Here is a 23,919-nt window from a genome sequence, read left to right on the forward strand (position 1 = left end):
CCGCCCGCGCCGCCTGCGCGCCGCGCCCCGCCGCCACCCCCGCTGCCCGAGACTCTGAGCGTGGACGACAACGGGATCCGCCTCGGCACGGGCCGCGGCCGGTGGGTGGTGGCGGCGACGGCGCTGGGCTCCGGCATGGCGATGCTGGACGGCACGGTGGTGAACGTGGCGCTGCCGCGGATCGGCGCGGACCTGGGCGCGGGCCTGTCGGCGCTGCAGTGGACGGTCAACGCGTACATGCTGACGCTGGCCGCGCTGATCCTGCTGGGCGGCTCGCTCGGCGACCGGTACGGGCGGCGGCGGGTGTTCCTGCTCGGGGTGTGCTGGTTCGCCCTCGCCTCGGCCGGGTGCGCGGCCGCGCCGAACGTCGAACTGCTGGTGCTGGCAAGGGCGTTGCAGGGCGTGGGCGGGGCGCTGCTGACGCCCGGTTCACTGGCGATGCTGCAGGCGGTGTTCGCCGAGGAGGACCGGGCGGGCGCGGTGGGGGCCTGGTCCGGCCTGGGCGGGGTGGCGGCGGCGGTCGGCCCGTTCCTGGGCGGCTGGCTGGTGGACGGCCCGGGCTGGCGGTGGATCTTCCTGCTGAACCTGCCGCCGGCCGCGGTGGTGGTCGCGGTGACGGCCCGGCACGTCCCGGAGAGCCGCGACCCGGACGCCTCCGGCCGCTTCGACCTGCCGGGCGCGCTGCTGGCGGCGCTGGCGCTGGCCGGGATCACCTACGCGCTGACCGAGGCCGGCTCGGGGCTGACCCCGGGCGCGGTGGCGGCCGGGCTGGCGGGCCTGGCGCTGGCGGCGGCGTTCGTGCTGGTCGAGCACCGCTCGGCGAACCCGATGCTGCCGCTGTCGCTGTTCCGCTCCCGGCTGTTCACCTCGGTCAACCTGGTGACGCTCTGCGTGTACGGGGCGTTCAGCGGGGTGTTCCTGCTGCTGACGGTGCAGTTGCAGGTCGTGGCCGGGTTCACGCCGCTGCTGTCGGGCGTCGCGCTGGTGCCGATCACCGTGCTGATGCTGCTGTTCTCCGGCCGGGCCGGAAAGCTCGGCCGGGCGGTGGGGCCGCGGCTGCCGCTGACGGCGGGGCCGCTGGTGGTGGCCGCGGGCGTGCTGCTGATGCTGCGGATCGGGCCGGACGCGAACTACTGGCTGGACGTGCTGCCCGCCGTCACCGTGCAGGGCGCCGGGATGACGCTGCTGGTCGCCCCGCTGACCGCGACCGTGCTGGCGGCCGTGGACGTCCGCCGGGCGGGCATCGCCTCGGGCGTCAACAACGCGGCGGCCCGGGCGGCGGGCCTGTTCGCGGTCGCCGCGATCCCCCCGCTGGCGGGCCTGAGCGGCGACGCCTACCGCGTCCCGACCGAGGTCGACGCCGCGTTCCGCACCTCGATGCTGATCTGCGCCGCCCTGCTGGCCGCCGGCGCCGCCCTGGCCTTCGCCACCGTCCGCTCCGACGCGCTGGCCCCGCCGCACCCGGTCGCCGAACCGGACTGCGACTGGTACTGCGCCCCGACCACGCCCCCGATGCACCCGGACGGCGAAGCGCCCGGTTCCGGCCGCACGGCCTGAAACGATCCGTGCACGCGAGCTGGACCCCGCCCGCCCGGAGACCGGGGCCCGCCTCCCCGGCGGCCCAACTCGGCCGTCCGGCAAACTTCTTGACCATACCGTGCTTGACTGACCGTCAATTTTCGGATCACTGGCCGGATGCCAGGGCGAGGGGCAGGGGCTAGACTCCGGTCACGCGCGCGATGCACCCGATCGGGTTACCGTCGGTCGTCGCACGTTGACGGTAAGGTAGCGCGCACGCCCAGCGGCTCCGAGAGCCCGCCCTGGGGCGCTGATGAGGTAGGACACCGGAGGCTCTGCTCCGGGCGCGACGACGAAGGCGGGGACAGAGAGGGCCGGGCGGGCACCGCGGGTGCCGGTCCGACCCAGTGGCGCTAATGAGACGGCACCGAGACGCGGTCGGTGGAGGGACGGTTGACCACCCCCGGCCGTTACTGGAAGTGGTGCGGCCCGACGGCCGCACCCGCCCGGGGACACCACCGAGCGGTGGCTCCCCCTCGGGGTCCGGCCGGGATCGACGACCGGCCCCGGAGCCCCGTCATTCGGCTCCTCACCCGGGGCGGCCCACCGGTCGACTCCGCTAGCCCGAAACGAGACCGCACGTTCGTGACCAGCAGCGCCACCGAGCCTCCGCCGCCGGAGCCGTCCGCCGGCAGTCGGCCGGACACGCCGACGCCCCGACTTCCCCGCCAGAGCGGCGGCGGCCGGAACCGGGGCCCCCGGGGAGCACGGCCCGACCGGGTGCCGCAGGAACCGCCGACCGACGGCCGGACGCCCGCGCCGCGCGGCGGTGACGGCGGTCGCAAGCCGAACCGACGCCCGGAGCCGCAGGCCCCGCAGCCGCGGACGCCGAAGCCGCAGGCCCCGGAGCCGCGGGCGCCGCGCGAGAACGCCCCGCGGAGCGACCGCGCCCCCGAACCGCTGGCGCCCACGCCGCCGGAGCAGCTGGGCAACGGGCCGCTGGCGTTCTTCGACCGCCTGGTCGGCCACCTGCGGGAGGTCAGCCGGGACACCGGCGACACGGTCCGGTTCATCCTGGTGCTGGGCGCGCTCGGCGCCGTCTTCTCCTTCGTGATCCCCGCCGCCGGCCGGATGCTCCACAGCGTTCCGCTCGCCGTCGCCGGCGGCCTGGGCACGGCGGTGCTGGCCGGCTGGGGAGTCGTCCGCGGCGCCCGGGCGAACCGCCAGCGCGCCGCCGCTGCCGAGGACCGGCCCCCCGCACCGCGCGACCGGCCCCCGGGGGCGCGGCGGCGCTGAGACCGGGCTCCGGGCGGTCCCGGTACCGGCCCCGGCCCCGGCCCCGGCCCCGGGGAGGGTCACCGCCCGCGGCGCCGCGCCACCGTGGTGAGCACCCGGTCCGCGCTGAGCACGGAGGCGACACCGACCGGAACGAAGAAGGCGCCGAACACCAGCGCCGTCCCCGCGCCGCCCGTGCCGCCGGCCAGGAGCCCGGCGAGCGCGGCGGACAGCAGCAGGTCGAGCGCACCGCACACCCCGATGTAGCCGATCACCGCGCTGGCGGGGATCCGCGTTCCGGGGGTGGCGGACCTGGCGACGGTCCTGGCGGTCGGCTTGATCGGTCGCATCGCTGGCTTCCCGTGCGGGTTGGGGGCCTCCGGCGGCGTCTGCGCTGTCGACGTCGTGACGGACATGTTCTGTCTACCCCCCGAACCCCGCGTCCGATCCCCGATTCCGGCTGTCTGCCCCCAGGTGGCACCGGGGTCCTGTAACGTGCCGCCCCTCCGGCGCCGTACCTGCCCTGCGGTCACGAGTCCAGGCCCGCACGCACGGGCGGTTCGACGAACAGACGCGGCGCAGCACGCCAAGGCTGACCCACCAGACATTCCCCCGTTCCGTCTGACCAGGCATCAGGTGCTCGTTCAAGGCGTAACTTACCCGCCCGGTTCGCGAATCGGGCAACCACCCCGGACAGTTGCCGCCCGCGCACGGAATCGGACCGGAACGCTCCGTCCGCCGACCCGATTTGGCCGATCGGCCGTCCGGCCCGGCCGGGTCTTGACCCTACGGCCCCGGGCAACCCTTGCCAAGGGGCCGTCCAGCGCGCTGCCCGCCCCCGAAGTCCTTCCGGGGACGGGCAGTTGGGCGCGACCGGTCGCCGGCCGAACGCCGGCGGAGGGTCAGAGGATGTCGCCGGGCGCGTACTTGGCGGCCTCCGGGTGGGCGGCGGCCACCGCTTCGATGCGGCGGACGAGTTCGCCGACCTGGGCGGCGGCGGCGCCGGTGAAGGAGAGGCGGTCGGCGAGCAGCGCGTCGAGGGCGGCGTGGTCGAGCGGGATGCGCGGGTCGGCGGCCAGCGCGGGGACGAGGGTGTTCTCGCGGGCGCCCTCGCGCATCGCCAGGGCGGCGGCCACCGCGTGCTCCTTGATGACCTCGTGCGCGGCCTCGCGGCCGACGCCGGCCCGGACCGCGGCCATCAGGACCTTGGTGGTGGAGAGGAACGGGAGGTAGCGGTCCAGTTCGGCCTCGACCACGGCGGGGAAGGCGCCGAACTCGTCGAGGACGGTCAGGAAGGTCTCCAGCAGGCCGTCGAAGGCGAAGAACGCGTCCGGCAGCGCGACCCGGCGCACCACCGAGCAGGAGACGTCGCCCTCGTTCCACTGGTCGCCGCCGAGCTCGGCGGTCATCGAGGCGTAGCCGCGCAGGATGACGGCGAGGCCGTTGACGCGCTCGCAGGAGCGGGTGTTCATCTTGTGCGGCATCGCCGAGGAGCCGACCTGGCCGGCCTTGAAGCCCTCGGTGACCAGCTCGTGGCCGGCCATCAGGCGGATGGTCTTGGCCAGGCTGGAGGGGCCGGCGGCGAGCTGGACGAGGGCGGAGACCACGTCGTAGTCGAGCGAGCGCGGGTAGACCTGGCCGACCGAGGTGAAGACGTTCTCGAAGCCGAGGTGGCCGGCCACCCGGCGCTCCAGCTCGGCGAGCTTGTCGGCGTCGCCTCCCAGCAGGTCGAGCATGTCCTGGGCGGTGCCGACCGGGCCCTTGATCCCGCGCAGCGGGTAGCGGGCGATCAGCTCCTCCAGCCGGACGTAGGCGACCAGCACCTCGTCGGCGGCGGTGGCGAAGCGCTTGCCGAGGGTGGTGGCCTGGGCGGCGACGTTGTGCGAGCGGCCGGCCATGACCAGTTCGCCGTACTGGGCGGCGAGGCGGCCGAGGCGGACCAGGACGGCCACCGTGCGGTCGCGGACGTGCTCCAGCGACTGGCGGATCTGCAGCTGCTCGACGTTCTCGGTGAGGTCGCGCGAGGTCATGCCCTTGTGGATCTGCTCGTGCCCGGCGAGCTCGGAGAACTCCTCGATCCGGGCCTTCACGTCGTGCCGGGTGACCTTCTCGCGGTTGGCGATGGAGGCCAGGTCGACCTGGTCCACGACCCGCTCGTAGTCGGCGATCGCGGTGGGCGGCACCTCGATACCGAGGTCCTGCTGCGCCTTCAGGACGGCCAGCCACAGGTGGCGCTCCAGGACCACCTTGTGCTCGGGGGACCACAGCTGGGCCAGGGTCGCCGAGGCGTACCGGGAGGCCAGGACATTGGGGATCTTGGGCTTCGCGCTCACGTTTCGCAAGCCTAACAGTCAAGGTCAGGGGAGGACGAAGCGCGTCCGGAAACCGGGATGAGCGCGGCGGGGGCGGCGGGTTAGGGTCCGGCCATGACCAAGCGCACTTTCCGGATCATGGTCCGCGGCTCCTTCGACGCCCTGACCGACGAGCAGCGGGCCGAGCTGCAGGCCGCGGCCGCCGAGCACGACGTGCTGCGGGCGGAGTTCACCGAGGAGGGGCACCTGACGTACGACCTGTCGGCGCGGCCGTTCTTCACCTTCCGGTTCCTGGAGCACGGGGAGGCGGAGGAGGACGTGGTGGCGGCGTCGGTGCGGGCCGAGACGGCGGCGGAGCTGTGGCTGACCGACCGCGGGTACGGCTACAAGAACCTGAAGTCGCAGGCGCAGGACATGGCGCTGGCGGCGCTGGGGGCGCGGCAGAAGCAGGAGGCCCGGCGGAAGGGCTGAGCCGCCGGGGCCCGGGCGGGCGGACCGACGCCCGCCCTGTCCGGACCGGTTGACCCCGTGTTAGCTTCTTTGCCAACTCATGGCCTGCGCATGGCACCGTCCATACGCGCGGGCCGGGCAACGGGGAAGAAGAGGGGCACCGCGATGGCGGGGGAATTCAGGGTCGATCCGGACGCGCTGCGCCGGTTCGCCCGCACCAGCGGCGAGCGGGCCGAGCGGCTGCGGGCGATCCGCTCCGAACTCGGCGCGCACCAGCTGTCGGTGTCGGCGTTCGGGAAGCTCCCGGAGGCCGACGAGACCGGCCGCGACTACGTGGAGCGGTCGGAGGCGGCGATCGAGAACGCGGGCGCGGCCGGCGACACCATGGACCGGATCGCCGAGTACGCCGAGGGCATGGCCGCGGCGTACGAGCGGGCGGACGAGGCCACCGGGCAGGACATGCGGGCGATCTCGGCGGGGCTGGGCGGATGAGCGGGCCGGTCTCGGGCGCGGTCGACGCCTACACGAAGATCAACAACTGGATGAGCCCGCTGGGCAGCGTGGTCGACGGGATCATGCGGCCCCTCGTGGAACCGCTCGCGGAGCCCCTGGAGTTCGTCACCGGCGACCCCGAGGGGCTGGAGGACGCCGCCCGGCTGTGGCAGCGGCAGGCCGAGCAGCTGCGCGAGCTGATCGCCGACCAGCGGCGCGACCGGGCCGCGCTGGCCGGCGAGTGGGAGGGGGCGGCGGCCGACGCCCTGCAGGCCGAACTCGCCGAGCTGGAGCAGGCCCTGGAGGCCGAGGCGGCGGACATGGAGGGCACCGCCGAACTGCTCACCGAGGCCGCCGCCGAGTCCCGGATGGCGCAGGACCTGGTCGAGACGGTGATCCGCGAGCTGATCGAATGGGCGATCATCACGTTCGCCGCCTCGCTCGCCTTCAGCGTGATCACCGCCGGGGTGTCGCTCGCCGCCGAGGCGGCCGCGGCCGCCGCCGAGGGTTCGATCGCCAGCGCCCGGATAGCCAACCTGGTGCGGAAGCTCGCCAGCGCGCTGAAGAAGATCGCCGACGCGATGAAGGCGCTCAAGGCGGTCTCCAAACGTCCGCACCTCAACCCGAAGAAGCCCTGGACCTGGAACAAGCCGCTGGACGTCGAGGCGTACCTGGCCAAGACCGGCGTCAAGGCCATCGGCAAGGCGGGACTGCACGGCATCGGCCTGACCGGCAACCCGGTCGGGCAGACCGTCCAGCAGGCGGTGCAGAGCGGCGCGGGCATCCTCGGCGACGAGGCCGACGACCGGATCGGCGGCACGCCCGGCCCCAGCACGGCGCTGCGCGAGCGCCTCGGCGCGGCCCAGCCCGCGCAGCCGCCCGCGCTCAGCCCCGAGGAGCGCCGTCGGCGCTTCGAGGACGCCTTCGGCTGAGCAGGCCCGCGCTCCACCGACCCGCACCCACCGAGGAGTTGACCCGTGCTCGACCGGGACCGCCAGTTCGCCGCACCGTTCCTCGCCGCCGGGGAGCAGCTCCGGGCCGCCGCGCCGGTCTCGCTCGCGCCCGGCATCCCGCGGCCGCCCGAGGAGCTGCTGACGCCCCGGCGGCCCGGTGAACTGGAGCAGCGGCTCGCCAAGCCGTTCGGCCTGCTGCGACGCGCGTACGCGGTGGTCAACCCGGCGTCCGCCGCCGTCGGGGCGGTCGAGGACCGGATGCTGAACGCGGTGCCCGAATCGGTGTGGCACGGCACCGGGATGGACGGCGGCTGGCACTCCACCGCCGGACGCCTGGTGGTCCGCCTGCACGAGGACGGCGCCCACGGCAGTGCGCTGCTCGCCCTCACCGACCGGCGGCTGCTGCTGCTCGCCGACCGCGCCAAGCCGTGGCAGCTCACCGAGCAGCACGCCCTCCAACTGGAGCTCCCGCGCCCGGAGGTCACCACCGCGCGGCGCAACGCCAAGGGCGTCACCCAGCGCGGCCGGGTCGACCTGTACTTCCGTGACGGCTCCTGGGTCGCCCTCACCACCCCGCTGCCGTCCGCGGCGGACGAACTCACCGCCGCGTTCGGTCAACCCTAGGGCCCGCACCGGGGCCCCGGTGCGGGCCGGGCGGAAGGGCCCGGCGGGAGGGCCGGGCGGGAGGGCCGGGCGCGGGGCGGCTCAGAACAGGGTGTCCTGTTCGGCGGCGGGGCGGGCCCTGGGGAGCAGGGCCAGGCCGTCGCAGGTGGTGGCGGCGGGGTCGGCGTGCAGGGTCCAGCCGGTGAGCAGGCGGGTGTCGAGCAGCAGCGGGGGGCCGTCGGGGCGGTCGAGGAAGAGGTGCCCGCCGATCGGTCGGCGCAGCCGGCCGGCCAGCCGGGCTCCGTCGGTGACGGCCTTGACCTGCTGGTAGTGGTCGGGGGCGCCGTCGGTGAGGCCGTAGAGCTCGACCTGGTCGGTGACGGGGTGGTCGGTGAGCAGTTCCAGCCGGTCGTGGCCCTGGTCGGTGAGCAGGCGGTGGGCGCGGGTGCGGGCGGCGGTGACCGCGTCGTGCCGCTGCGCGGGGGCGGGCAGGTTCCACCAGGCCGGGTACTTGGCGGCGGCGGGGATCCGCTCGCGGGCCAGTCGGGCGTGGGCGAGGGCGAGTTCGGCGCGGCGGACCACGGGCAGCGGGCCGCGGGCGACGAACGTCCAGGCGAGGGCGGCCTGTTCGAGCAGGCGGGCGGTGCCGCGCTCGACGGCGGTGAGGCCGACCTTGAGCAGGCCGGGGGCGAACCAGGCGAGGTAGAGCCGGTACTCGCGGCCGTCGTCGAGGATCCGGTCCCGGGCGAGCTGCAGGCCGCGGTCGGCGTTCTGGCAGGGCGGGCACTGGCTGGTGGTGCCCTCGGCGGGGACGGTGGCGCGGTGCGGGCAGGGCCGGTGGCCGCGCTCGGTGCGGGCGCCGGTGCAGCGGCGCGGGCCGGCGATCCGCCAGGCGACGGGGGTGCCGTCGGCGAGCGGCCGGGCGTGCCGCTCGCGGCCGTCGGTGGCGGTGAGCCGGGGTGCGCCGTCCTGCCAGCGCAGCCCCGTGGCGGTCCATCCGTTGCCCTGGTCCTGGTGCATCCGGTGAGCGTACGGCACGCCACCGACAGTCACGGTGACGGCGGCGGCGGTGGGGTGCAGGGGCGCTGCAGCAGCGGCAGGACCCGCTCGCAGAGGCCGGCGAGGGCGGCGCGCTCGTCGGGGTCGAGGCTGTCGAAGGCGGCGCGGGCGCGGGTCATGTCCTCGCGGATCAGGCCGAGCACCTCGCCGCCCTGCTCGGTGATGGTGACGATCTTGACCCGGCGGTCGGCGGCGGCGGCTTCGCGGCGGGCGTAGCCGAGCGCTTCGAGGCGGTCGACGATGCCGGTGACGTTGGAGGCGTCGCAGCCGAGGCGGCCGGCCAGGGCGCGCATCGGGACGGGTTCGAGGACCGCCTTGAGCGCCTTGGCCTGCGAGGAGTTGAGGCCGTGGCGGGCCGCGGCGGCGGCGAAGTCCTGGAAGTAGGCGGTGCCGACGGCGGCGATCTGCTCCATCAGCTCGGTGCTGGAGGGTGCGGTTGCGGCGGTGCCGCGGCCTGTGCTGCTGCCCATGGCGGTCAGGGTACGCCCATTCGTTTCAGCGACTCCAGTATTGAGTCTGGCAAGTAGTTTGCGGATCCGGTGGACGCGCCGTGCGCGCCCCCCGCGGCGGCGGGGCTCAGAGCACCAGCCGGTCGAACAGGTGGTGCAGTTCCGCCTCCGGGTCGGCGGTCAGCCCGGTGTGCACGGGGCCGGGCTGGACGACGGCGCTGCGCGGGGCGGTGAGCCAGCGGAAGCGCTGCCCGGCGCTGTCCCGGGCGGCCGGGCCGGCCGCCTCGCCGCCCGCGCAGACCGCCTCGACGCCGCGCAGCGCGCGCCGCACGCCCGTCACGTCGGCCAGCGCGTCCAGGGCCAGCAGCCGGCCCTGGTCGAGGTGGGTGCGGGTGCCCAGGAACCCGGCGTTCCGGCAGTACAGCAGGACGCCGATGTTGACGCACTCGCCGCGCTCGACCCGGGGGACGGCCCGGATCAGCGCGTACTCGTAGTCGTGGCGCAGCGGTTCGTCGACGGGCTCCATCAGGACGCCACCTCCGGCAGCCAGTCGCGGGGCCCGGCCAGGCGGGCGGTGAGCTGTGCGGTGTAGGCGGCGCGGACGTCCTCGGGGCCGTCGAAGCCGGGCTCGTCGGCCAGCCAGACGTCCGGGACGGCGGCGACCGCGGCGGGCAGCGCCTTGCCGGCGAGTTCGGCGAGTTCGACGTCGACCCGCGGCAGGTGGGCGGCGGCGTGCCGCAGCGCGTGGTCGGAGGCGTCGTAGGGCTTGCGGCGCCACTTCTCGGCGCCCGGCCAGCTGTGGTGGAAGACCAGGCTGGCGCCGTGGTCGATCAGCCGCAGGCCGCCGGCCGCGACCAGCAGGTTGGGGTTGCGCCAGGAGCGGTCGACGTTGCCGATCAGGGCGTCGAACCAGAGCACCCGGGCGGCGGAGTCGTCCTCGACCTCGAAGCACAGCGGGTCGAAGTTCAGCGCGCCGGAGACGTACGCCATGCCGAGGTTGGTGCCGCCGCTGGCCCGCATCTGGTCCTGGATCTGCACCTCGGGCTCGCTGCGGGCGAGCACCGGGTCCAGGTCGACCAGGGCGAGTTCGGGCACCGGCAGGCCGATCCGGCGGCCGAGCTCGCCGGCCAGCACCTCGGCCACCAGCGCCTTGCGGCCCTGGGCCGCGCCGACCCACTTCAGGACGTACAGGCGGCGGTCGTCGGCCTCGATGAGGCCGGGCATCGAACCGCCTTCGCGCAGCGGCGTCGCGTAGCGGACGGCCGTCACCTCGGAGAGCATCCGGACAGCCTAGCGGCCCCGGTGGGGGCATGGCCCGGCGCCCTGCGGGCAGGCGGTGGACAGCCGTTGGAGATGCACCCGCCGTTACCCCGTGCGAGTGTGGCCAACAGTCGTCCTTGCCACTCACGGACCTGCACACACGTAGGGGATGAAGATGGAACGACCTCGGATCCTGATCGTCGGCGGCGGATTCGCCGGACTGGAGTGCGCGCGCCGCCTGGAGCGCAAACTCGCCCCCTCCGAGGCGGAGATCTCCCTGGTCACGCCGTTCTCTTACCAGCTGTACCTGCCGCTGCTGCCGCACGTCGCGGCCGGGGTGCTGACCCCGCAGTCGGTGGCGATCTCGCTGCGGCGCTCGCTGCGGCGCACCCACATCGTGCCGGGCGGGGCGATCGGCATCGATCCGCGGTCGAAGGTCGCCGTGGTCCGCAAGATCACCGACGAGGTGGTGGCGGTGAAGTACGACTACCTGGTGCTCGCGCCGGGCAGCGTCACCCGGACCTTCGACATCCCCGGCCTGCCGGACTACGCGCGCGGCATGAAGACCCTCGCCGAGGCCACGTACATCCGCGACCACGTGATCGCCCAGCTCGACCTGGCGTCCGCGTCGATGGACGAGAACGAGCGGGCCTCGCGGCTGCAGTTCGTGGTGGTCGGCGGCGGGTACGCGGGCACCGAGACCGCGGCCTGCCTGCAGCGGCTGACCACGGCGGCGGTCAAGCGCTACCCGCGGCTGGACCCGCACCTGATCAAGTGGCACCTGATCGACATCGCGCCGAAGCTGATGCCCGAGCTGGGCGACAAGCTCGGCACCACCGCGATGGAGATCCTCCGGGCCCGCGGCGTGGACGTCTCGCTGGGCGTGTCGGTCGCCGAGGTCGGCCCGGAGACCGTCAAGTTCACCGACGGGCGCAGCCTGCCGTGCCGCACCCTGATCTGGACGGCCGGCGTGGCCGCCTCCCCGCTGATCGGGACCCTGGACGCGGAGACGGTGCGCGGGCGGCTCGCGGTGACCGCGGAGATGCGGGTGCCGCAGTTCGAGGGCGTGTTCGCGCTCGGCGACGCGGCGGCGGTGCCGGACCTGGCCAAGGGCGACGGGGCGGTGTGCCCGCCGACCGCGCAGCACTCGGCCCGGCAGGGCAAGAAGGCGGCCGACAACCTGGTCGCGGCGCTGCGCAACCAGCCGTTGCAGCCGTACTTCCACAAGGACCTGGGCCTGGTCGTCGACCTCGGCGGCAAGGACGCGGTGTCCAAGCCGCTGGGCGTGGAGCTGCACGGCGCGCCCGCCCAGGCGGTGGCCCGCGGCTACCACGTGATGGCGATGCGCACCAACGCCGCGAAGTACCGCACGGCGGCGAACTGGCTGCTGAACGCCACCGCGGGCGACGACTTCGTCCGCACCGGCTTCCTGGCCCGGCAGCCCGCCCGGCTGCGCGACTTCGAGTACACCGACGCGTACCTGTCCCGCGACCAGGTCCGCGAGCACGCGCAGGCGCTGCTGGCCAAGGGCTGAGCCGCGCCGGGGCCCCCGACCGGATCGCCTTCCGGTCGGGGGCCCTTCCGTGCCGTCAGCCCTGGCGGGCCTTGAAGCGCGGGTCCCTGCGGTTGATCACGAAGGTGCGCCCGCGGCGGCGGACCACCTGCGCGCCGGGCTTGGCCTTCAGGGAGCGGAGCGAGTTTCGGACGCGCATGACGGGGTCCTTCCTGGTCGGTGCCACTGCGGGCTGCAACCGGAACGGGCCGCCCGCTATTCCTCGCGGACATGACAGGCGTCAGAGGTCGTACGGGTGGAGCTCGGCGTGCGCGCACGGGCCAGCGGGGGCGGGCCGGGGCGCAGGCGGGTCAGGCGGATCGGCACGGGCCGTTCCTAGGTCAGTCGGGAGCCGGCGGCGGGGGCGGACAGGACGGCGGCCAGGTCGGCGGCGAGGTCGGCGGCCTCGGCCGGGTCGAGGGTGGAGACGGTGATCCGGAGGCCGGGCGGGGAGGCGAGGCGGAAGCGGGCGCCGGGGGCGGTGACCCAGCCGCGGTGCAGCATCGCGGCGGCGGTGGCGGTCTCGTCCGCGACGGGCACCCAGACGTTCAGCCCGCTGGCGCCGTGCGCGCGGACGCCGTGCGCGGCCAGGGCGGCCAGCAGGGCGTCCCGGCGGGCGCGGTAGACGGGGGCGGGGACGGGCGGGCGGCGGCGCAGTTCGAGCAGGGCGCGCTGCAGGAGGTGGCTGACCCAGCCGGCGTCGAGGCGCTGGCGGCCCAGCACGCGGGCGACGGTGTCGGCGTCGCCGGCGCAGACGGCGACCCGCAGGTCGGGGCCGAACGCCTTGGCGGCGGAGCGCACCAGCGTCCAGTGCGTGACAGTGCCGGCGGCGAGCGAGTGGAAGGGCTGGTCGACCATGCCGTGGCCGTGGTCGTCCTCGATCAGGACGGTGCCCGGGCGGTCGGCCAGCACGGCGCGCAGTTCGGCGGCGCGGGCGGCGGTGAGGGCGGCGCCGGTGGGGTTCTGGGCCCGGCTGGTGACGATCAGGGCGCGGGCGCCGTGGTCGAGGGCGGCGGCGACCGGGCCGGGCAGCGGGCCCTGGTCGTCGACCGGGACGGGGGCGGGACGCAGGCCGAGGGCGGGCAGCAGGTCGAGCAGGCTGCCCCAGCCCGGGTCCTCGACGGCGACGGTGTCGCCGGGGCGCAGGTGGGCGGCCAGCACCCGGGAGATGGCGTCCAACGCGCCGGAGCAGACCGCGAGTTCGCCCTCGGGGACGCCGTCGGCGCGGAACTCGGCGCGGTAGTCGGCGAGCAGGCCGGGCTCGGCGACGGGGTGCCCGTACAGCACGGCGGGGCCGGCGGCGGCGACCGCCAGGGCGGGGCCGAGCGGGGGCAGCAGGGCCGGGTCGGGGTTGCCGGCCGAGACGTCCCGCGCGCCGGGCGGGACGGGCAGCCGGGCCTGGTCCCGCGGGGCGGTGACGGGGCGGGGGCGGACCCGGCTGCCGCGCCGCCCGGCGGTCTCGATGACGCCGCGCTCGCGCAGCAGGCGGTAGGCGGCGGCCACCGTGTTGGGGTTCACCCCGAGCCCGTCGGCCAGCTCGCGCAGCGGGGGCAGGGCGGCGCCGGGGGCCAACTCCCCCGCGGCGACGGCGCGTTCGACGTCGGCGGCAATCTCGCTGGCTCGCCGACCGGTGATCCGATACTCTCCTAGCACAAAGCAGATTATGCACTAGTGCAGAGGAGTTGTCATGTCGGACGGTCCCGGCGGGTCGTACACCAGGGACGACCTGACCACCCCCACCCGCTCCAAGGAGCGCGCCGCCTGGGACGAGGAGACGGTGCACGCGATCCTGGACGCCGGATCCCTGTGCCACCTCGGCTTCGTCCGGGACGGCGCCCCGGTCGTGCTGCCCACCCTGTACGCCCGGGTCGGCAACCGGCTCTACCTGCACGGCTCCACCGGCAGCCGCCCGCTGCGCGGGGCGCGGGGCGAGCAGGGCCTGCCGGTGTGCGTGACGGTGACGCACCTGGACGGGCTGGTGCTGGCCAAGTCCGCCTTCCACCACTCCGTCAACTACCGCTCGGTGGTGGCGCACGGCACCGCGCACCAGGTCACCGACCCGGCGGAGCTGCGCCTGGCGCTGGACGCGATCGTCGACCAGGTGCTGCCGGGCCGCTCGGCCGACTGCCGGCCGGCCAACGCCAAGGAGCTGGCCGCCACCGCGGTGGTCCGGCTGGAGCTGGAGCGGGTCTCGGCCAAGACCCGCACCGGCGGCGTCAACGACGAGGAGGAGGACCTCGGCCTGCCGTACTGGGCCGGCGTCGTCCCGGTCGCCCCCGCGCACGGCACGCCGCTGCCCTCCCCGCACACCGACGCCGAGGTCCCCGCCTACCTGCGGGAGCGGCCGTGCTGATCCGGGGGTGGGACCGCGGCGCGGAGCAGGAGTGGCGCCAGTGGCTGGCCGAGGGCCGGAGCTTCGGCACGCTGGCGGCCAACGGGCCCGACGGCCCGGTGCTCACCCCCGCGCCCTTCCTGCTGGACGCCGGGGCGGGCGAGGTGCTGCTGCACCTGTCCGCCGCCAACCCGCTGCTGGCCGCGGTGCGCGCCGACCCGCACGTGACGCTGGCCGTCACCGACGACCACGCCTTCGTCCCCGGCCGCTGGCGCGCCGCCCCGTACACCCCGACCAGCTACTACGCCTCCGTGCAGTTCTCCTGCACCGCCGAGCTGGTCGAGGACCCGGCGGAGAAGGCCGCGCTGATCGACCGGCAGCTGGCGCACTTCCAGCCCGAGTGGCCCGCGGACCGGGTGGAGCCGCAGAGCGCCTACTGGGCGCAGCTGACCGCCGTCCGGGGGCTGCGGCTGACGGTGCGCCGGGTACGGGCGAAGTTCAAGTACGACGACAAGAAGCCGGTCGAGCTCCAGGGCGAGGTCGCCGAGCGGCTGGCCGAGCGGCACGCGGCCACCGGGAACCCGCAGGACGCGGCCGCCCGCGCGCAGCTGCTACGGCGGATGGCCCTGCGGGCGGGCGCCGCTGACCGTTCGTCGGACTGACAGTTGATCGGCCCCGGGCGTGTCGGACGCGTACGGCGGGGTAGCCGCTGGTCGAATTACCTCCGGAGATTTCCGTCCAAAACGGGACGGAACGTCATGTAGGGAGAGACCACTGGCTACCCACGCCGCCCCCAGGGACGAACACCTCGGCCACGTGGTGTTCATCTCCGCCGCCGCCGCGATGGGCGGATTCCTGTTCGGCTACGACAGTGCGGTGATCAACGGCGCGGTCACCGGCATCCAGAAGCACTTCGGCGTCGGCAACGGCGAGACCGCGTTCGTGGTCGCGATCGCCCTGCTCGGCTCGGCGGCCGGCGCGGTGGTGGCCGGCTGGCTGGCCGACCACTACGGCCGGGTGCGCACCATGCTGCTGGCCGCGGTGCTGTTCGCGATCAGCGGCGTCGGATCGATGTTCCCGCCCAGCATCGAGGTGCTCGGGATGTGGCGCGTGCTGGGCGGCATCGCCATCGGCATCGCCTCGGTGATCGCCCCGACCTACATCGCCGAGGTCGCGCCGACCGCGTACCGGGGCCGGCTGGCCTCCTTCCAGCAGATGGCCATCGTGCTCGGCATCACCGTCTCGCAGCTCGCCAACTGGGCGCTCAACCAGGCCGCCGACGGCCAGTCCACCAACCACCTGGCGGGTGTCCAGGCCTGGCAGTGGATGCTCGGCGTGGAGGCCGTGCCCGCCATCGTCTACGGACTGATGGCGCTGTCCATCCCCGAGTCGCCGCGCTACCTGCTCGCCGACAACCGGGAGGCGCAGGCCCGCAAGGTGCTGGCCGAGGTCGAGGGCTCGGACGTCGACCTGGACGCCCGGGTCACCGAGATCCGCCGCGTCCTGAACACCGAGCACAAGCCGCGCCTGAAGGACCTGCTGGGCGGGCGGTTCGGGCTGCTGCCGATCGTCTGGATCGGCATCGGCGCCTCGGTGTTCCAGCAGTTCGTCGGCATCAACGTGATCTTCTACTACTCGTCGTTCCTGTGGCAGTCGGTCGGCATCGACGAGTCCAACTCGCTGCTGATCTCGCTCTCCACCTCGATCGTCAACGTGGTCGGCACCGTGGTCGCGATGCTGCTGGTCGACCGGATCGGCCGCAAGCCGCTGGCGCTGGCCGGCTCCGCGGGCATGGCCGTCGCGCTCGGCCTGGCCGCCTGGGCGTTCTCCTTCCGGCAGGGCACCGGCGACAGCGCGACCCTGGACGACGCGTACGCCACCACGGCGCTGGTGGCCGCGCACGTCTTCGTGTTCTGCTTCGCCTTCTCCTGGGGCGTGGTGGTCTGGGTGCTGCTCGGCGAGATGTTCCCCAACCGGATCCGGGCACTGGCCCTGTCGGTGGCCGCCTCCGCGCAGTGGATCGCCAACTGGGCGATCACCGTCACCTTCCCCAACCTCTCGGACTGGAACCTGTCGGCGACGTACGTCATCTACGCCTGCTTCGCGCTGCTGTCCATCCCGTTCGTGGCCTTCTGCATCAAGGAGACCAAGGGCAAGGCGCTGGAGGAGATGGGCTGAGCCGCCCTCCCTCCCGGCCGGCCCCGCCCGGCCGGGAGGGAAAAGCGCTGGACGGCGGGGGTGTGGCAGGTCCATGGTCGGGCGGTGAACCTCCTCGACCCGGCCTGGGCCGGCCGCAACTACCGCATCCAGACCGCCGCGACGGTGGTGAGCGGGCTCGGCAACGCCGCGGCTCCGATCGCCACCGCTTTCGCGGTCCTGCACTCCGGCGAGCACTGGGGCAGCACCGAGGTCGGCTACGTGACCGCCGCCCGGACGGTGCCGCTGGTGGTGCTGCTGCTGGTCGGCGGCGCGATCGCCGACCGGCTGCCCCGGCACCTGGTGATGGTCGGGGCGAACCTGTTCAACGCCGCCTCGCAGGCGGTGCTGGCGGCGCTGGTGCTGCTCGGGCACCCGAGCCTGTGGGCGCTGATGGCGCTCTCCGCGGCGGGCGGCGCGGGCCAGGCGTTCTACGCGCCGGCCGCCGAGGGGGTGATCCTGCGGGCGGTGCCGGCCGCGCACGCGGCGAAGGCGTTCTCGGTGTTCCGGATGGCGATGAACGGCGCCTCGATCGCGGGCGCGGCGCTCGGCGGCCTGCTGGTCGCCACCGCCGGGCCCGGCTGGGTGCTGGCGGCGGACGCGGCCTGCTTCGCCCTCGCGGCGGCGCTGCGGGTGGGCCTGCGGCCGGAGCCGGCGGCCGAACGGGGCTCGGCACGGCCCAGCCTGGCCCGCGAACTGCTGGTCGGCTGGCGGGAGTTCACCGCCCGGCGGTGGCTGTGGGCGATCGTGCTGCAGTTCGGCCTGATCAACGCCTGCGTGCTCGCCGTGGAGGCGGTGTACGGGCCGGTGGTGGCCGAGCGGCGGATGGGCGGCGCCGGGGCGTGGGGCGTGGCGATGGCGGCGCTGAGCGTGGGCATGGTGCTGGCGGGCCCGCTGATGACCCGCTGGCAGCCGCGCCGGCTGCTGCTGGTCGGCAACGGCGGGGTGTTCCTGTTCGGGCTGCCCCCGCTGGCGCTGGCGCTGGAGTGGCCGCTGCCGCTGGTCGCGGCGGCGATGTTCCTGGCCGGCGCGGGCACCACGGTGTTCCTGGTGGGCTGGATGGTGACGCTGCAGCAGGAGGTCCCGGAGGAGCTGGTGTCGCGGATGTCCGCCTACGACTCGTTCGGCTCGTTCGCGCTGCTCCCGCTGGGCACCGGCCTGGCCGGTCCGGCCGCGGCGGCGTTCGGCCTGTCCGGGGCGCTGTGGGGGTGCACGCTGGTCTGCGCGGTGCTGGCCGGGCTGGTGCTGCTGGTGCCGGAGGTGCGGCGGTTGGAGCGTGCGGCTCCGGAGGCGCGCTCCGGGGCGGTGGAACCGGAACCCGTCACTTCCGGGTGACAGTCGCTGACAGCTTGCAACCTCCCGGGCCCCCGGCTCGTCCGACCAGGTGACTGGCCGCGACCCGGGGGAGACGACCGCATGGGCAAGCCACTGCTGTACCTCGACGTCGACGGGGTGCTGAACCCGGTGTTCCCGCACCCCGACGACGACTTCGACACCCACGCCCTGCTGGGCTACTCGGTGCTGCTGTCACCGCGCCACGGCGAGTGGCTGCGCGAACTGGCCGACCGCTACACCCTTGTCTGGGCCACCACGTGGGAGGAGCGGGCCAACGAGCACATCGCCCCGCTGCTCGGGCTGCCCGAACTGCCGGTGGTGGTGTTCAGCGGCTACGTGCCGCAGCCGGGCGACCCCCGGGTGCCGCTGATGGAGCTGTTCTCGGCCGCCAAGTGGGCGCCGATCCTGCGGCACGCGCAGGGCCGCCCGTTCGCCTGGGTGGACGACTGCATCCCGCCGCGCCTGGTGCGGCGCAGCGTGCTGCGGGCGGACCGGCTGCTGCTGCCGGTCGACCCGGCGCAGGGCCTGCGGCGCGAGCACGTGGACCGGCTGCTGCGGCGGCCGCCGTCGCGGGCCTGGCCGAACCCGTGGGCCTGCTGAGGCCCCGGACCGGCACCGGGCGGCGGGCTGCCGGGCGGTCGGAGCGGGACGCGCAACGGCCCGGGCCCCGCGTCCGAGGACGCGGGGCCCGGGTGGCCCTGGTGGCGGCGGGTCAGATGGCGGCGCCGCCGTAGTAGCCGCCGACCTGGTTGCGGTAGGCCGGGTCGTCGGCGTGCTTGTCCTTGTCGTACTCCGGGGAGTTCTTCACCTCGTCCTGGGTCCGGTCGACCCACACCGTCTTCTCCGCGTCGTCGACCCGGGTGATGGTGCCGGCCGGGAGCAGCACCTCGCGGCCGAAGATCCACGGGCCGGTGTCGACCACGACGTAGCCCGCGCCGACGTCCACGGTGTGCTTGTCGACCTTCCCGATGTGCCCGTCCGTCGCCTCGACCCGGTACCCCGTCAGGTCCGAGCCCGCAGCGTAGCCCTCGGCACCCTCGTAGCCCCACATCGCCTCAGTCATGCGCCGCCTCCTCGTTCTCGCGTGTCTCGTTCTCCGTACGACGGGCCGCCTGCCCCGGCGCCGGGGAACCATGCCTCGTCCACGGATCCGCCGGTGGGACGCAGGTGCATCCGGGGGTGAATCGGGTGCCGGGGGCGACTGGGGCCCCGGGAGGGGGATAGACGAGAAGAGCCCCCTGCGCCGCCGGTGCACGGCGCCCCCGGGCGCCCGCACGGGGTGCGCGCCGGAACCCCACGGGAAAGCGAGTCCGATGTCCTCCGTACCACTGTCGGCGTCCGCGGGAGGCCGAGCCGCCCCGCCCGGGCGGGGCGGACCCTCCGGTGTGCTCCCTCCCCCGGCCGAAGAACGCGGTTCGCCCGGCGGAACGGGGTCTCTTTCGGGGTGGGCCCCGGCATCGGCCGGGTGCGTCGACGGCGACGTGCCGGGCGCGGTCGGCCGGGTGCTCGACCACTACCTGGACCACCGGGTGGCGCGGGCGGCCGCCGCCGACGGGACCTTCGCGGCCGACGTCGCGCTCCGGGTGGCGGAGTTCACCCGGAGCGGGGGCAAGCGGACGCGGGGGCAGTTCCTGTGGTGGGCGATGCGCGCCTGCGGGCGGGGGGACGGGCCGGTCGGCACCGCGCTGGCCACGGCGGCGGCGCTGGAGCTGCTCCAGACCTGCGCGCTCGTCCAGGACGACGTGATGGACGGGTCGGTGACGCGCCGCGGCCGCCGGGCCCTGCACCTGGACGTGGCCGCCCGGTACGCGCCCGACGCGGGCGAACGGGGGGCCGAGCACCTCGGCGCGGTCGCGGGCGTCCTCGCCGGGGACCTGGCCCTCGCCTGGGCGGACGACCTCGCGGCCGCCGCGCAGGCGGAGCTGCGGGCGCAGGCCGGGGCCCGGGTGCGGGAGGTCTGGTCGGACCTGCGGACGGAGGTGGTCGCCGGCCAGTACGCGGACGTGCACGGCCAGGTGACCCGGTCGCGTTCGCCGGGCCGGGCGCTGCGGATCGCCCGGCTCAAGAGCGCGATGTACTCGGTGGAGCGGCCCGTGCACCTGGGCGCCGTGCTGGCCGGGGCCGGACCGGAGGAGGTGGCGGAACTGCGCCGCGCGGGCCGTTGCGCGGGCATCGCCTTCCAGCTCAGGGACGACCTCGACGGGGTCTTCGGGGATCCCGCGCGGACCGGCAAGCCCTGCGGGGAGGACCTCCGGGCGGGCAAGCCCACCTACCTGGCCGCGGTGGCGCACGCCCGGGCGGCGGCCGCCGGCGACCGGGTCTCGTCGAGCGTGCTGGAGCGCCGCCTGGGCGACCCGGACCTGGACGACGAGGCGTTGGCCGAGGTCAGGGAGGTGCTGGTCGGGACGGGGGCGCGGGCCGCCGTGCTGTCCCTCGTCGAGCGGCTCTCCGCACGCGGCGCGGAGCACCTGGAGCGGGCCCGCCCGGCGGGTCCCGGCGCCGGGCGGCTGGCCGACCTGCTCAGGGCGGCCGCCGGGCCGGCGCCGGGACCCGCCGGTGCGTGCGGTGCGGGGGCGGCGCGGTGAGGCGCGCCGTGCCGCCGTCCGACCACGTGGTCGTCGTCGGGGCGGGTCTGGCCGGGCTGTCCGCCGCCTGCCACCTGATCGGCGCGGGGCGGCGGGTGACCGTCGTCGAGCGGGACGAGGGGCCCGGCGGGCGGGCGGGGCGGATCCGGCGGGGCGGGTACCTCTTCGACACCGGGCCCACCGTGCTGACCATGCCCGACCTCGCCGACGAGGCGTTCGCGGCGGTCGGCACCTCGTTGCGGGCGCACGTGGACCTGCTGCCGCTGCACCCCGCCTACCGGGCCCGGTTCGCCGACGGCAGCACGCTGGACGTGCACACCGACGCGGAGGCGATGGAGGCCGAGGTGGCGCGCTTCGCCGGGGCCCGGGAGGCCGCGGGCTACCGGGAGCTGCGCCGCTGGCTCGTCCGGCTGCACCGGGCGCAGATGCGGCGCTTCATCGACGCCAACTTCGACTCGCCGTGGCAGCTGCTCAACCCGGACCTGGTGCGGCTGGCCGCCCTGGGCGGGTTCGGCCGGCTCGCGCCGCGGATCGGGCGCCACCTGCGCGACGAGCGGCTGCAGCGGGTCTTCTCGTTCCAGTCGCTGTACGCGGGGGTGGCGCCGGCCCGGGCCCTGGCCGCCTACGCGGTCATCGCCTACATGGACACGGTGGCCGGGGTGTGGTTCCCGCGCGGCGGCATGCACGCGCTGCCGCTGGCGATGGCCGCCGTCGCCGGGGCGGCGGGGGCCGCGTTCCACTACGGGAGCACCGTGACGCGCCTGGAGCGGCGCGGGGACAGGGTCACGGCCGTGGTCACCGACCGCGGGCGGATCGCCTGCGACGCGGTCGTGCTCACCCCCGACCTGCCGGTGGCGTACCGGCTGCTGGGGCGGGCGCCCCGGCGGGCGGTGCCGCTGCGGTTCTCGCCGTCGGCGGTGGTGCTGCACCTGGGCACCGACCGGACGTGGCCGGAGCTGGCCCACCACACCCTGTCGTTCGGCCGCGCCTGGGAGCGGACGTTCGACGAACTGACCCGCACCGGAAGCCTGATGACGGACCCCTCGCTGCTGGTCACCCACCCGACCGGCACGGACCCGTCGGCGGCCCCGGCCGGGCGGCACACCCACTACGTGCTGGCCCCGGTGCCCAACACCGCCGTCGGCCCGGGCGCCGCGGCCTGGGCCGACCTGGCGCCCGGCTACCGCGACCACCTGCTCGACACCCTGGAGCGGCGCGGGCTGACCGGGATCGGCGCGGCCGTGGAGGAGGAGTGCCTGGTGACCCCGGCGGACTGGACCGCCCTGGGGCACGCGGCCGGCACGCCGTTCTCCGCGGCCCACACCTTCGCGCAGACGGGTCCGTTCCGGCCGCGCAACCTGGTGCGGGGCCTGGAGAACGTGGTGCTGGCCGGGTGCGGCACCACTCCCGGGGTCGGCGTCCCGACCGTGCTGATCAGCGGGAAGCTCGCCGCCGCCCGGATCACCGGTGCCGACCGGCCGGCCCCGGGGCGCCGCCGCGCGCCTTCGGCGCCCGGCGCGGTGCCGCTCGCCTCCCCGACCGCAGGAGCAGCACATGACGGCCCGTGAACTGGACGCCGCGGGGATCACCGCCCCCGACCTGCGGGCGGCGTACACCGCCTGCCGCGAGCTCAACGCCCGACACGGCCGCACCTACTTCCTGGCGACCCGGCTGCTGCCGCCGGAGCGCCGGAGCGCGGTCCACGCGCTGTACGGCTTCGCCCGGTGGGCGGACGACATCGTGGACGGGCTGGACCGGCGCGAGCCGCCCGCCGAGCGCGACCGGCTGCTGGGGGTGCTGGAGCGGGACCTGGCGCAGGGCCTGCGGCACGGCGGCGCGGCGGAGCCGGTGGTGCGGGCGGTCGCGGACACCGCGGAGCGGTACGGCATCGACCCGGCGCTGTTCACCGACTTCATGGCCTCGATGCGCGCCGACCTCACCGTCACCGACTACCCGACCTACCGGGACCTGTGCGGCTACATGCACGGTTCGGCGGCGGTGATCGGCCTGCAGATGCTGCCCGTCCTCGGCACGGTGACCAGCCGCGCCGAGGCCGAGCCGTACGCGGCCGCCCTCGGGGTGGCGTTCCAGTTGACCAACTTCCTGCGCGACGTGGGCGAGGACCTGGACCGCGGCCGGGTGTACCTGCCGGCCGACCTGCTCGCGGCCCACGGGGTGGACCGGCCGCTGCTGGAGTGGAGCCGCCGCACGGGCCGGGACGACGCCCGCATCCGGGCCGCGCTGGTGGCGGCCGCCGCGCTGACCCGCGGCGCCTACCGGGACGCCGAGCCGGGCATCGCGATGCTGGAGCCCCGGGTGCGGCCCTGCATCCGGACGGCCTTCCTGCTGTACGGCGGCATCCTCGACGCGATCGCCGGGGACGGCTACCCGGTGCTGCACCGGCGCGCGGTGGTGCCGGTGCACCGGAGGGCGGCCGTCGCCGCGTCGGGGCTGACCCGCCTCGTGGCGGCCCGGGTGCGGGTCCCGGCGCGGGGCGGGTCCCCGCCCGGGCGCCCGCGCCGCCCTGGGGCGGGGCGGTGAGCGCCCGGCCGCGTTGGCGGCCGCCGCTGCGGCTGCGCCGGGCGGCGGCCTGGGCGCGCCAGGAGCCGTCGTGGCGGCAGGCGCGGCCCGCGCTGATCGCCGCCGCGCTGGAGCGGGCGGGGGCGCGGCCCGCCGGGAACTGGTTCGCCGTCGGCGCGGCCGGGGAGGTCGCCGCCGGCGGTCGGCCGTGCGGGCGGCTGGTGGCGGGCACGGAGGTGGTGCTGTGGCGGGACGTCGCGGGCGCGCTGCGGGCCGGGCCGGGGGTCTGCCCGCACCTGGGGGCGCCGCTGAAGGACGGCCGGGTGGTGTGCGGCACGCTGGTCTGCCGCTGGCACGGGCTGGCCCTGGACGGCGGCCCGGCGGCCGGCTGGGAGCCCTTCCCGGTGCACGAGGACGGGGTGCTGGCCTGGGTGCGGCTGGACGCCGCGGGGGGCGGGGAGCCCACCGGGCGGCCGGTGGCGGTGGAGCGGCCCGAGCTGCGGGGGGCGGTCGCGGCGGTGTACACGGGGCTGGGCCGCTGCGAGCCGGAGGACGTGGTGGCCAACCGGCTGGATCCGTGGCACGGCTCCTGGTTCCACCCCTACTCGTTCGCGGACCTGGCGGTGCGGGAGGTGCCGGACGGCACCGGGGAGGACCGGTTCGCGGTGGACGTGTCGTTCCGGGTGGCCGGACGGCTGGTGGTGCCGGTGCGCGCGGTCTTCACCGCACCCGGGCCGCGCACGGTCGTCATGCGCATCGTCGAGGGCGAGGGGGCGGGGTCGGTGGTGGAGACCCACGCGACCCCGCTGACCGCCCCCTCCTCCCCCGCCCCGCGCACGGCGGTGGTGGAAGCGGTCGTCGCCTGTTCCGGGCGGCGGGGTTTCGCCGTGGCCCGGGCGCTGGCCCCGGCCCTGCGGCCGCTGGTGCGCCGCACCGCGGGTCGGCTGTGGCGCGACGACCTGGCCTACGCGGAGCGCCGCTGGGCGCTGCGCAGCACCGGCCGTTTCCCCGGCTGACGGGGCCGGGCG

The 23,919-nt window shown here is 75.7% G+C and carries 25 protein-coding genes; 16 read left to right on the forward strand and 9 right to left on the reverse strand.

Going from position 1 to position 23,919, the window contains the following annotated elements; translation table 11 throughout:
• The first annotated feature begins 60 nt into the window (after nt 1-60).
• Together ABD345_RS23960 and ABD345_RS23965 are read left to right on the forward strand one after the other, a co-directional pair.
• Entirely contained in the window at nt 61-1,557 is a 1,497-nt protein-coding gene (locus tag ABD345_RS23960; protein ID WP_344554653.1) for an MFS transporter, read from the forward strand.
• A gap of 741 nt (nt 1,558-2,298) precedes the next feature.
• The gene (locus tag ABD345_RS23965; RefSeq protein ID WP_344554654.1) at nt 2,299-2,814 is read left to right on the forward strand and encodes a hypothetical protein; all 516 of its coding nucleotides are present in this window, start codon (nt 2,299-2,301) and stop codon (nt 2,812-2,814) included.
• Between the two features lie 59 nt (nt 2,815-2,873).
• On the opposite strand, the gene ABD345_RS23970 is transcribed toward ABD345_RS23965, so the two are convergent.
• Nucleotides 2,874-3,143, reverse strand: coding sequence for a hypothetical protein (locus tag ABD345_RS23970; RefSeq protein WP_344554655.1), 270 nt, complete (start codon nt 3,141-3,143; stop codon nt 2,874-2,876).
• Nucleotides 3,144-3,695: 552 nt separating this feature from the next.
• Nucleotides 3,696-5,126 carry an adenylosuccinate lyase gene (gene purB, locus ABD345_RS23975; RefSeq protein ID WP_380275700.1) on the reverse strand — a complete coding sequence of 477 codons (1,431 nt, stop codon included), beginning with the start codon at nt 5,124-5,126 and terminating at the stop codon, nt 3,696-3,698.
• A gap of 93 nt (nt 5,127-5,219) precedes the next feature.
• On the opposite strand from purB, the gene ABD345_RS23980 reads away from it, so the two are divergent.
• The 4 genes from ABD345_RS23980 to ABD345_RS23995 all read left to right on the forward strand — a co-directional run bounded on the left by ABD345_RS23980 (nt 5,220) and on the right by ABD345_RS23995 (nt 7,624).
• A complete protein-coding gene (locus ABD345_RS23980) occupies nt 5,220-5,576 on the forward strand; it encodes a DUF6204 family protein (protein ID WP_344554657.1) in 357 nt (118 codons plus the stop codon).
• A gap of 144 nt (nt 5,577-5,720) precedes the next feature.
• Nucleotides 5,721-6,047, forward strand: a complete 327-nt coding sequence (locus tag ABD345_RS23985; protein ID WP_344554658.1) for a type VII secretion target — start codon at nt 5,721-5,723, stop codon at nt 6,045-6,047.
• Nucleotides 6,044-6,979, forward strand: a complete 936-nt coding sequence (locus tag ABD345_RS23990) for a WXG100 family type VII secretion target (protein ID WP_344554659.1) — start codon at nt 6,044-6,046, stop codon at nt 6,977-6,979. The genes ABD345_RS23985 and ABD345_RS23990 overlap by 4 nt, the downstream gene beginning before the upstream one ends.
• A 45-nt stretch (nt 6,980-7,024) precedes the next feature.
• Nucleotides 7,025-7,624: a hypothetical protein gene (locus ABD345_RS23995; RefSeq protein ID WP_344554660.1), complete on the forward strand. Its 600-nt coding sequence runs from the start codon at nt 7,025-7,027 to the stop codon at nt 7,622-7,624.
• A gap of 81 nt (nt 7,625-7,705) precedes the next feature.
• Here ABD345_RS23995 and ABD345_RS24000 read toward each other — a convergent pair whose 3' ends face one another.
• From ABD345_RS24000 to ABD345_RS24015, 4 genes are all read right to left on the reverse strand, one after another.
• The gene (locus ABD345_RS24000; protein ID WP_344554661.1) at nt 7,706-8,623 is read right to left on the reverse strand and encodes a DUF2797 domain-containing protein; all 918 of its coding nucleotides are present in this window, start codon (nt 8,621-8,623) and stop codon (nt 7,706-7,708) included.
• A gap of 29 nt (nt 8,624-8,652) precedes the next feature.
• Nucleotides 8,653-9,132 carry a MarR family winged helix-turn-helix transcriptional regulator gene (locus ABD345_RS24005; RefSeq protein WP_344554662.1) on the reverse strand — a complete coding sequence of 160 codons (480 nt, stop codon included), beginning with the start codon at nt 9,130-9,132 and terminating at the stop codon, nt 8,653-8,655.
• Nucleotides 9,133-9,238: 106 nt separating this feature from the next.
• A complete protein-coding gene (locus tag ABD345_RS24010; protein ID WP_344554663.1) occupies nt 9,239-9,637 on the reverse strand; it encodes a DUF3037 domain-containing protein in 399 nt (132 codons plus the stop codon).
• Nucleotides 9,637-10,392: a HipA family kinase gene (locus ABD345_RS24015; RefSeq protein ID WP_344554664.1), complete on the reverse strand. Its 756-nt coding sequence runs from the start codon at nt 10,390-10,392 to the stop codon at nt 9,637-9,639. Before ABD345_RS24015 ends, ABD345_RS24010 begins: the two co-directional genes overlap by 1 nt.
• Before the next feature lie 154 nt (nt 10,393-10,546).
• On the opposite strand from ABD345_RS24015, the gene ABD345_RS24020 reads away from it, so the two are divergent.
• A complete protein-coding gene (locus tag ABD345_RS24020; RefSeq protein WP_344554665.1) occupies nt 10,547-11,905 on the forward strand; it encodes an NAD(P)/FAD-dependent oxidoreductase in 1,359 nt (452 codons plus the stop codon).
• A 55-nt stretch (nt 11,906-11,960) separates the two neighbouring features.
• Here the strand turns inward: ABD345_RS24020 and ykgO are convergent, their stop codons facing one another.
• Together ykgO and ABD345_RS24030 are read right to left on the reverse strand one after the other, a co-directional pair.
• Nucleotides 11,961-12,083 carry a type B 50S ribosomal protein L36 gene (gene ykgO, locus ABD345_RS24025; RefSeq protein WP_111552099.1) on the reverse strand — a complete coding sequence of 41 codons (123 nt, stop codon included), beginning with the start codon at nt 12,081-12,083 and terminating at the stop codon, nt 11,961-11,963.
• Nucleotides 12,084-12,259: 176 nt separating this feature from the next.
• Nucleotides 12,260-13,576 carry an aminotransferase class I/II-fold pyridoxal phosphate-dependent enzyme gene (locus ABD345_RS24030; RefSeq protein WP_344554666.1) on the reverse strand — a complete coding sequence of 439 codons (1,317 nt, stop codon included), beginning with the start codon at nt 13,574-13,576 and terminating at the stop codon, nt 12,260-12,262.
• Nucleotides 13,577-13,610: 34 nt separating this feature from the next.
• Between ABD345_RS24030 and ABD345_RS24035 the strand changes: the two genes are divergently transcribed.
• The 5 genes from ABD345_RS24035 (at nt 13,611) to ABD345_RS24055 (ending at nt 18,386) form a co-directional block, all read left to right on the forward strand.
• The gene (locus tag ABD345_RS24035; RefSeq protein WP_344554667.1) at nt 13,611-14,276 is read left to right on the forward strand and encodes a pyridoxamine 5'-phosphate oxidase family protein; all 666 of its coding nucleotides are present in this window, start codon (nt 13,611-13,613) and stop codon (nt 14,274-14,276) included.
• Nucleotides 14,270-14,917, forward strand: coding sequence for an FMN-binding negative transcriptional regulator (locus tag ABD345_RS24040; protein ID WP_344554668.1), 648 nt, complete (start codon nt 14,270-14,272; stop codon nt 14,915-14,917). The genes ABD345_RS24035 and ABD345_RS24040 overlap by 7 nt, the downstream gene beginning before the upstream one ends.
• Before the next feature lie 181 nt (nt 14,918-15,098).
• On the forward strand, nt 15,099-16,433 hold the full coding sequence (locus ABD345_RS24045; protein ID WP_344554683.1) for a sugar porter family MFS transporter: 1,335 nt from the start codon (nt 15,099-15,101) through the stop codon (nt 16,431-16,433).
• 84 nt (nt 16,434-16,517) lie between these two features.
• The gene (locus ABD345_RS24050; protein ID WP_344554669.1) at nt 16,518-17,786 is read left to right on the forward strand and encodes an MFS transporter; all 1,269 of its coding nucleotides are present in this window, start codon (nt 16,518-16,520) and stop codon (nt 17,784-17,786) included.
• 81 nt (nt 17,787-17,867) lie between these two features.
• Nucleotides 17,868-18,386 carry an HAD domain-containing protein gene (locus tag ABD345_RS24055; protein ID WP_344554670.1) on the forward strand — a complete coding sequence of 173 codons (519 nt, stop codon included), beginning with the start codon at nt 17,868-17,870 and terminating at the stop codon, nt 18,384-18,386.
• Between the two features lie 112 nt (nt 18,387-18,498).
• Here ABD345_RS24055 and ABD345_RS24060 read toward each other — a convergent pair whose 3' ends face one another.
• Nucleotides 18,499-18,849, reverse strand: coding sequence for a PRC-barrel domain-containing protein (locus ABD345_RS24060; RefSeq protein WP_344554671.1), 351 nt, complete (start codon nt 18,847-18,849; stop codon nt 18,499-18,501).
• 418 nt (nt 18,850-19,267) lie between these two features.
• Between ABD345_RS24060 and ABD345_RS24065 the strand changes: the two genes are divergently transcribed.
• Genes ABD345_RS24065 through ABD345_RS24080 form a run of 4 tightly spaced genes read left to right on the forward strand, consistent with a single transcriptional unit; the run spans nt 19,268 to nt 23,907 of the window.
• Nucleotides 19,268-20,371: a polyprenyl synthetase family protein gene (locus tag ABD345_RS24065; RefSeq protein WP_344554672.1), complete on the forward strand. Its 1,104-nt coding sequence runs from the start codon at nt 19,268-19,270 to the stop codon at nt 20,369-20,371.
• Nucleotides 20,368-21,939, forward strand: coding sequence for a phytoene desaturase family protein (gene crtI / locus ABD345_RS24070; protein WP_344554673.1), 1,572 nt, complete (start codon nt 20,368-20,370; stop codon nt 21,937-21,939). The genes ABD345_RS24065 and crtI overlap by 4 nt, the downstream gene beginning before the upstream one ends.
• The gene (locus ABD345_RS24075; RefSeq protein WP_344554674.1) at nt 21,926-22,912 is read left to right on the forward strand and encodes a phytoene/squalene synthase family protein; all 987 of its coding nucleotides are present in this window, start codon (nt 21,926-21,928) and stop codon (nt 22,910-22,912) included. Before crtI ends, ABD345_RS24075 begins: the two co-directional genes overlap by 14 nt.
• Nucleotides 22,909-23,907, forward strand: coding sequence for a Rieske (2Fe-2S) protein (locus tag ABD345_RS24080; protein ID WP_344554675.1), 999 nt, complete (start codon nt 22,909-22,911; stop codon nt 23,905-23,907). Before ABD345_RS24075 ends, ABD345_RS24080 begins: the two co-directional genes overlap by 4 nt.
• Nucleotides 23,908-23,919: the final 12 nt, after the last annotated feature.

It is taken from the genome of Kitasatospora saccharophila (assembly GCF_039529925.1).
Lineage (GTDB): Bacteria > Actinomycetota > Actinomycetes > Streptomycetales > Streptomycetaceae > Kitasatospora > Kitasatospora saccharophila.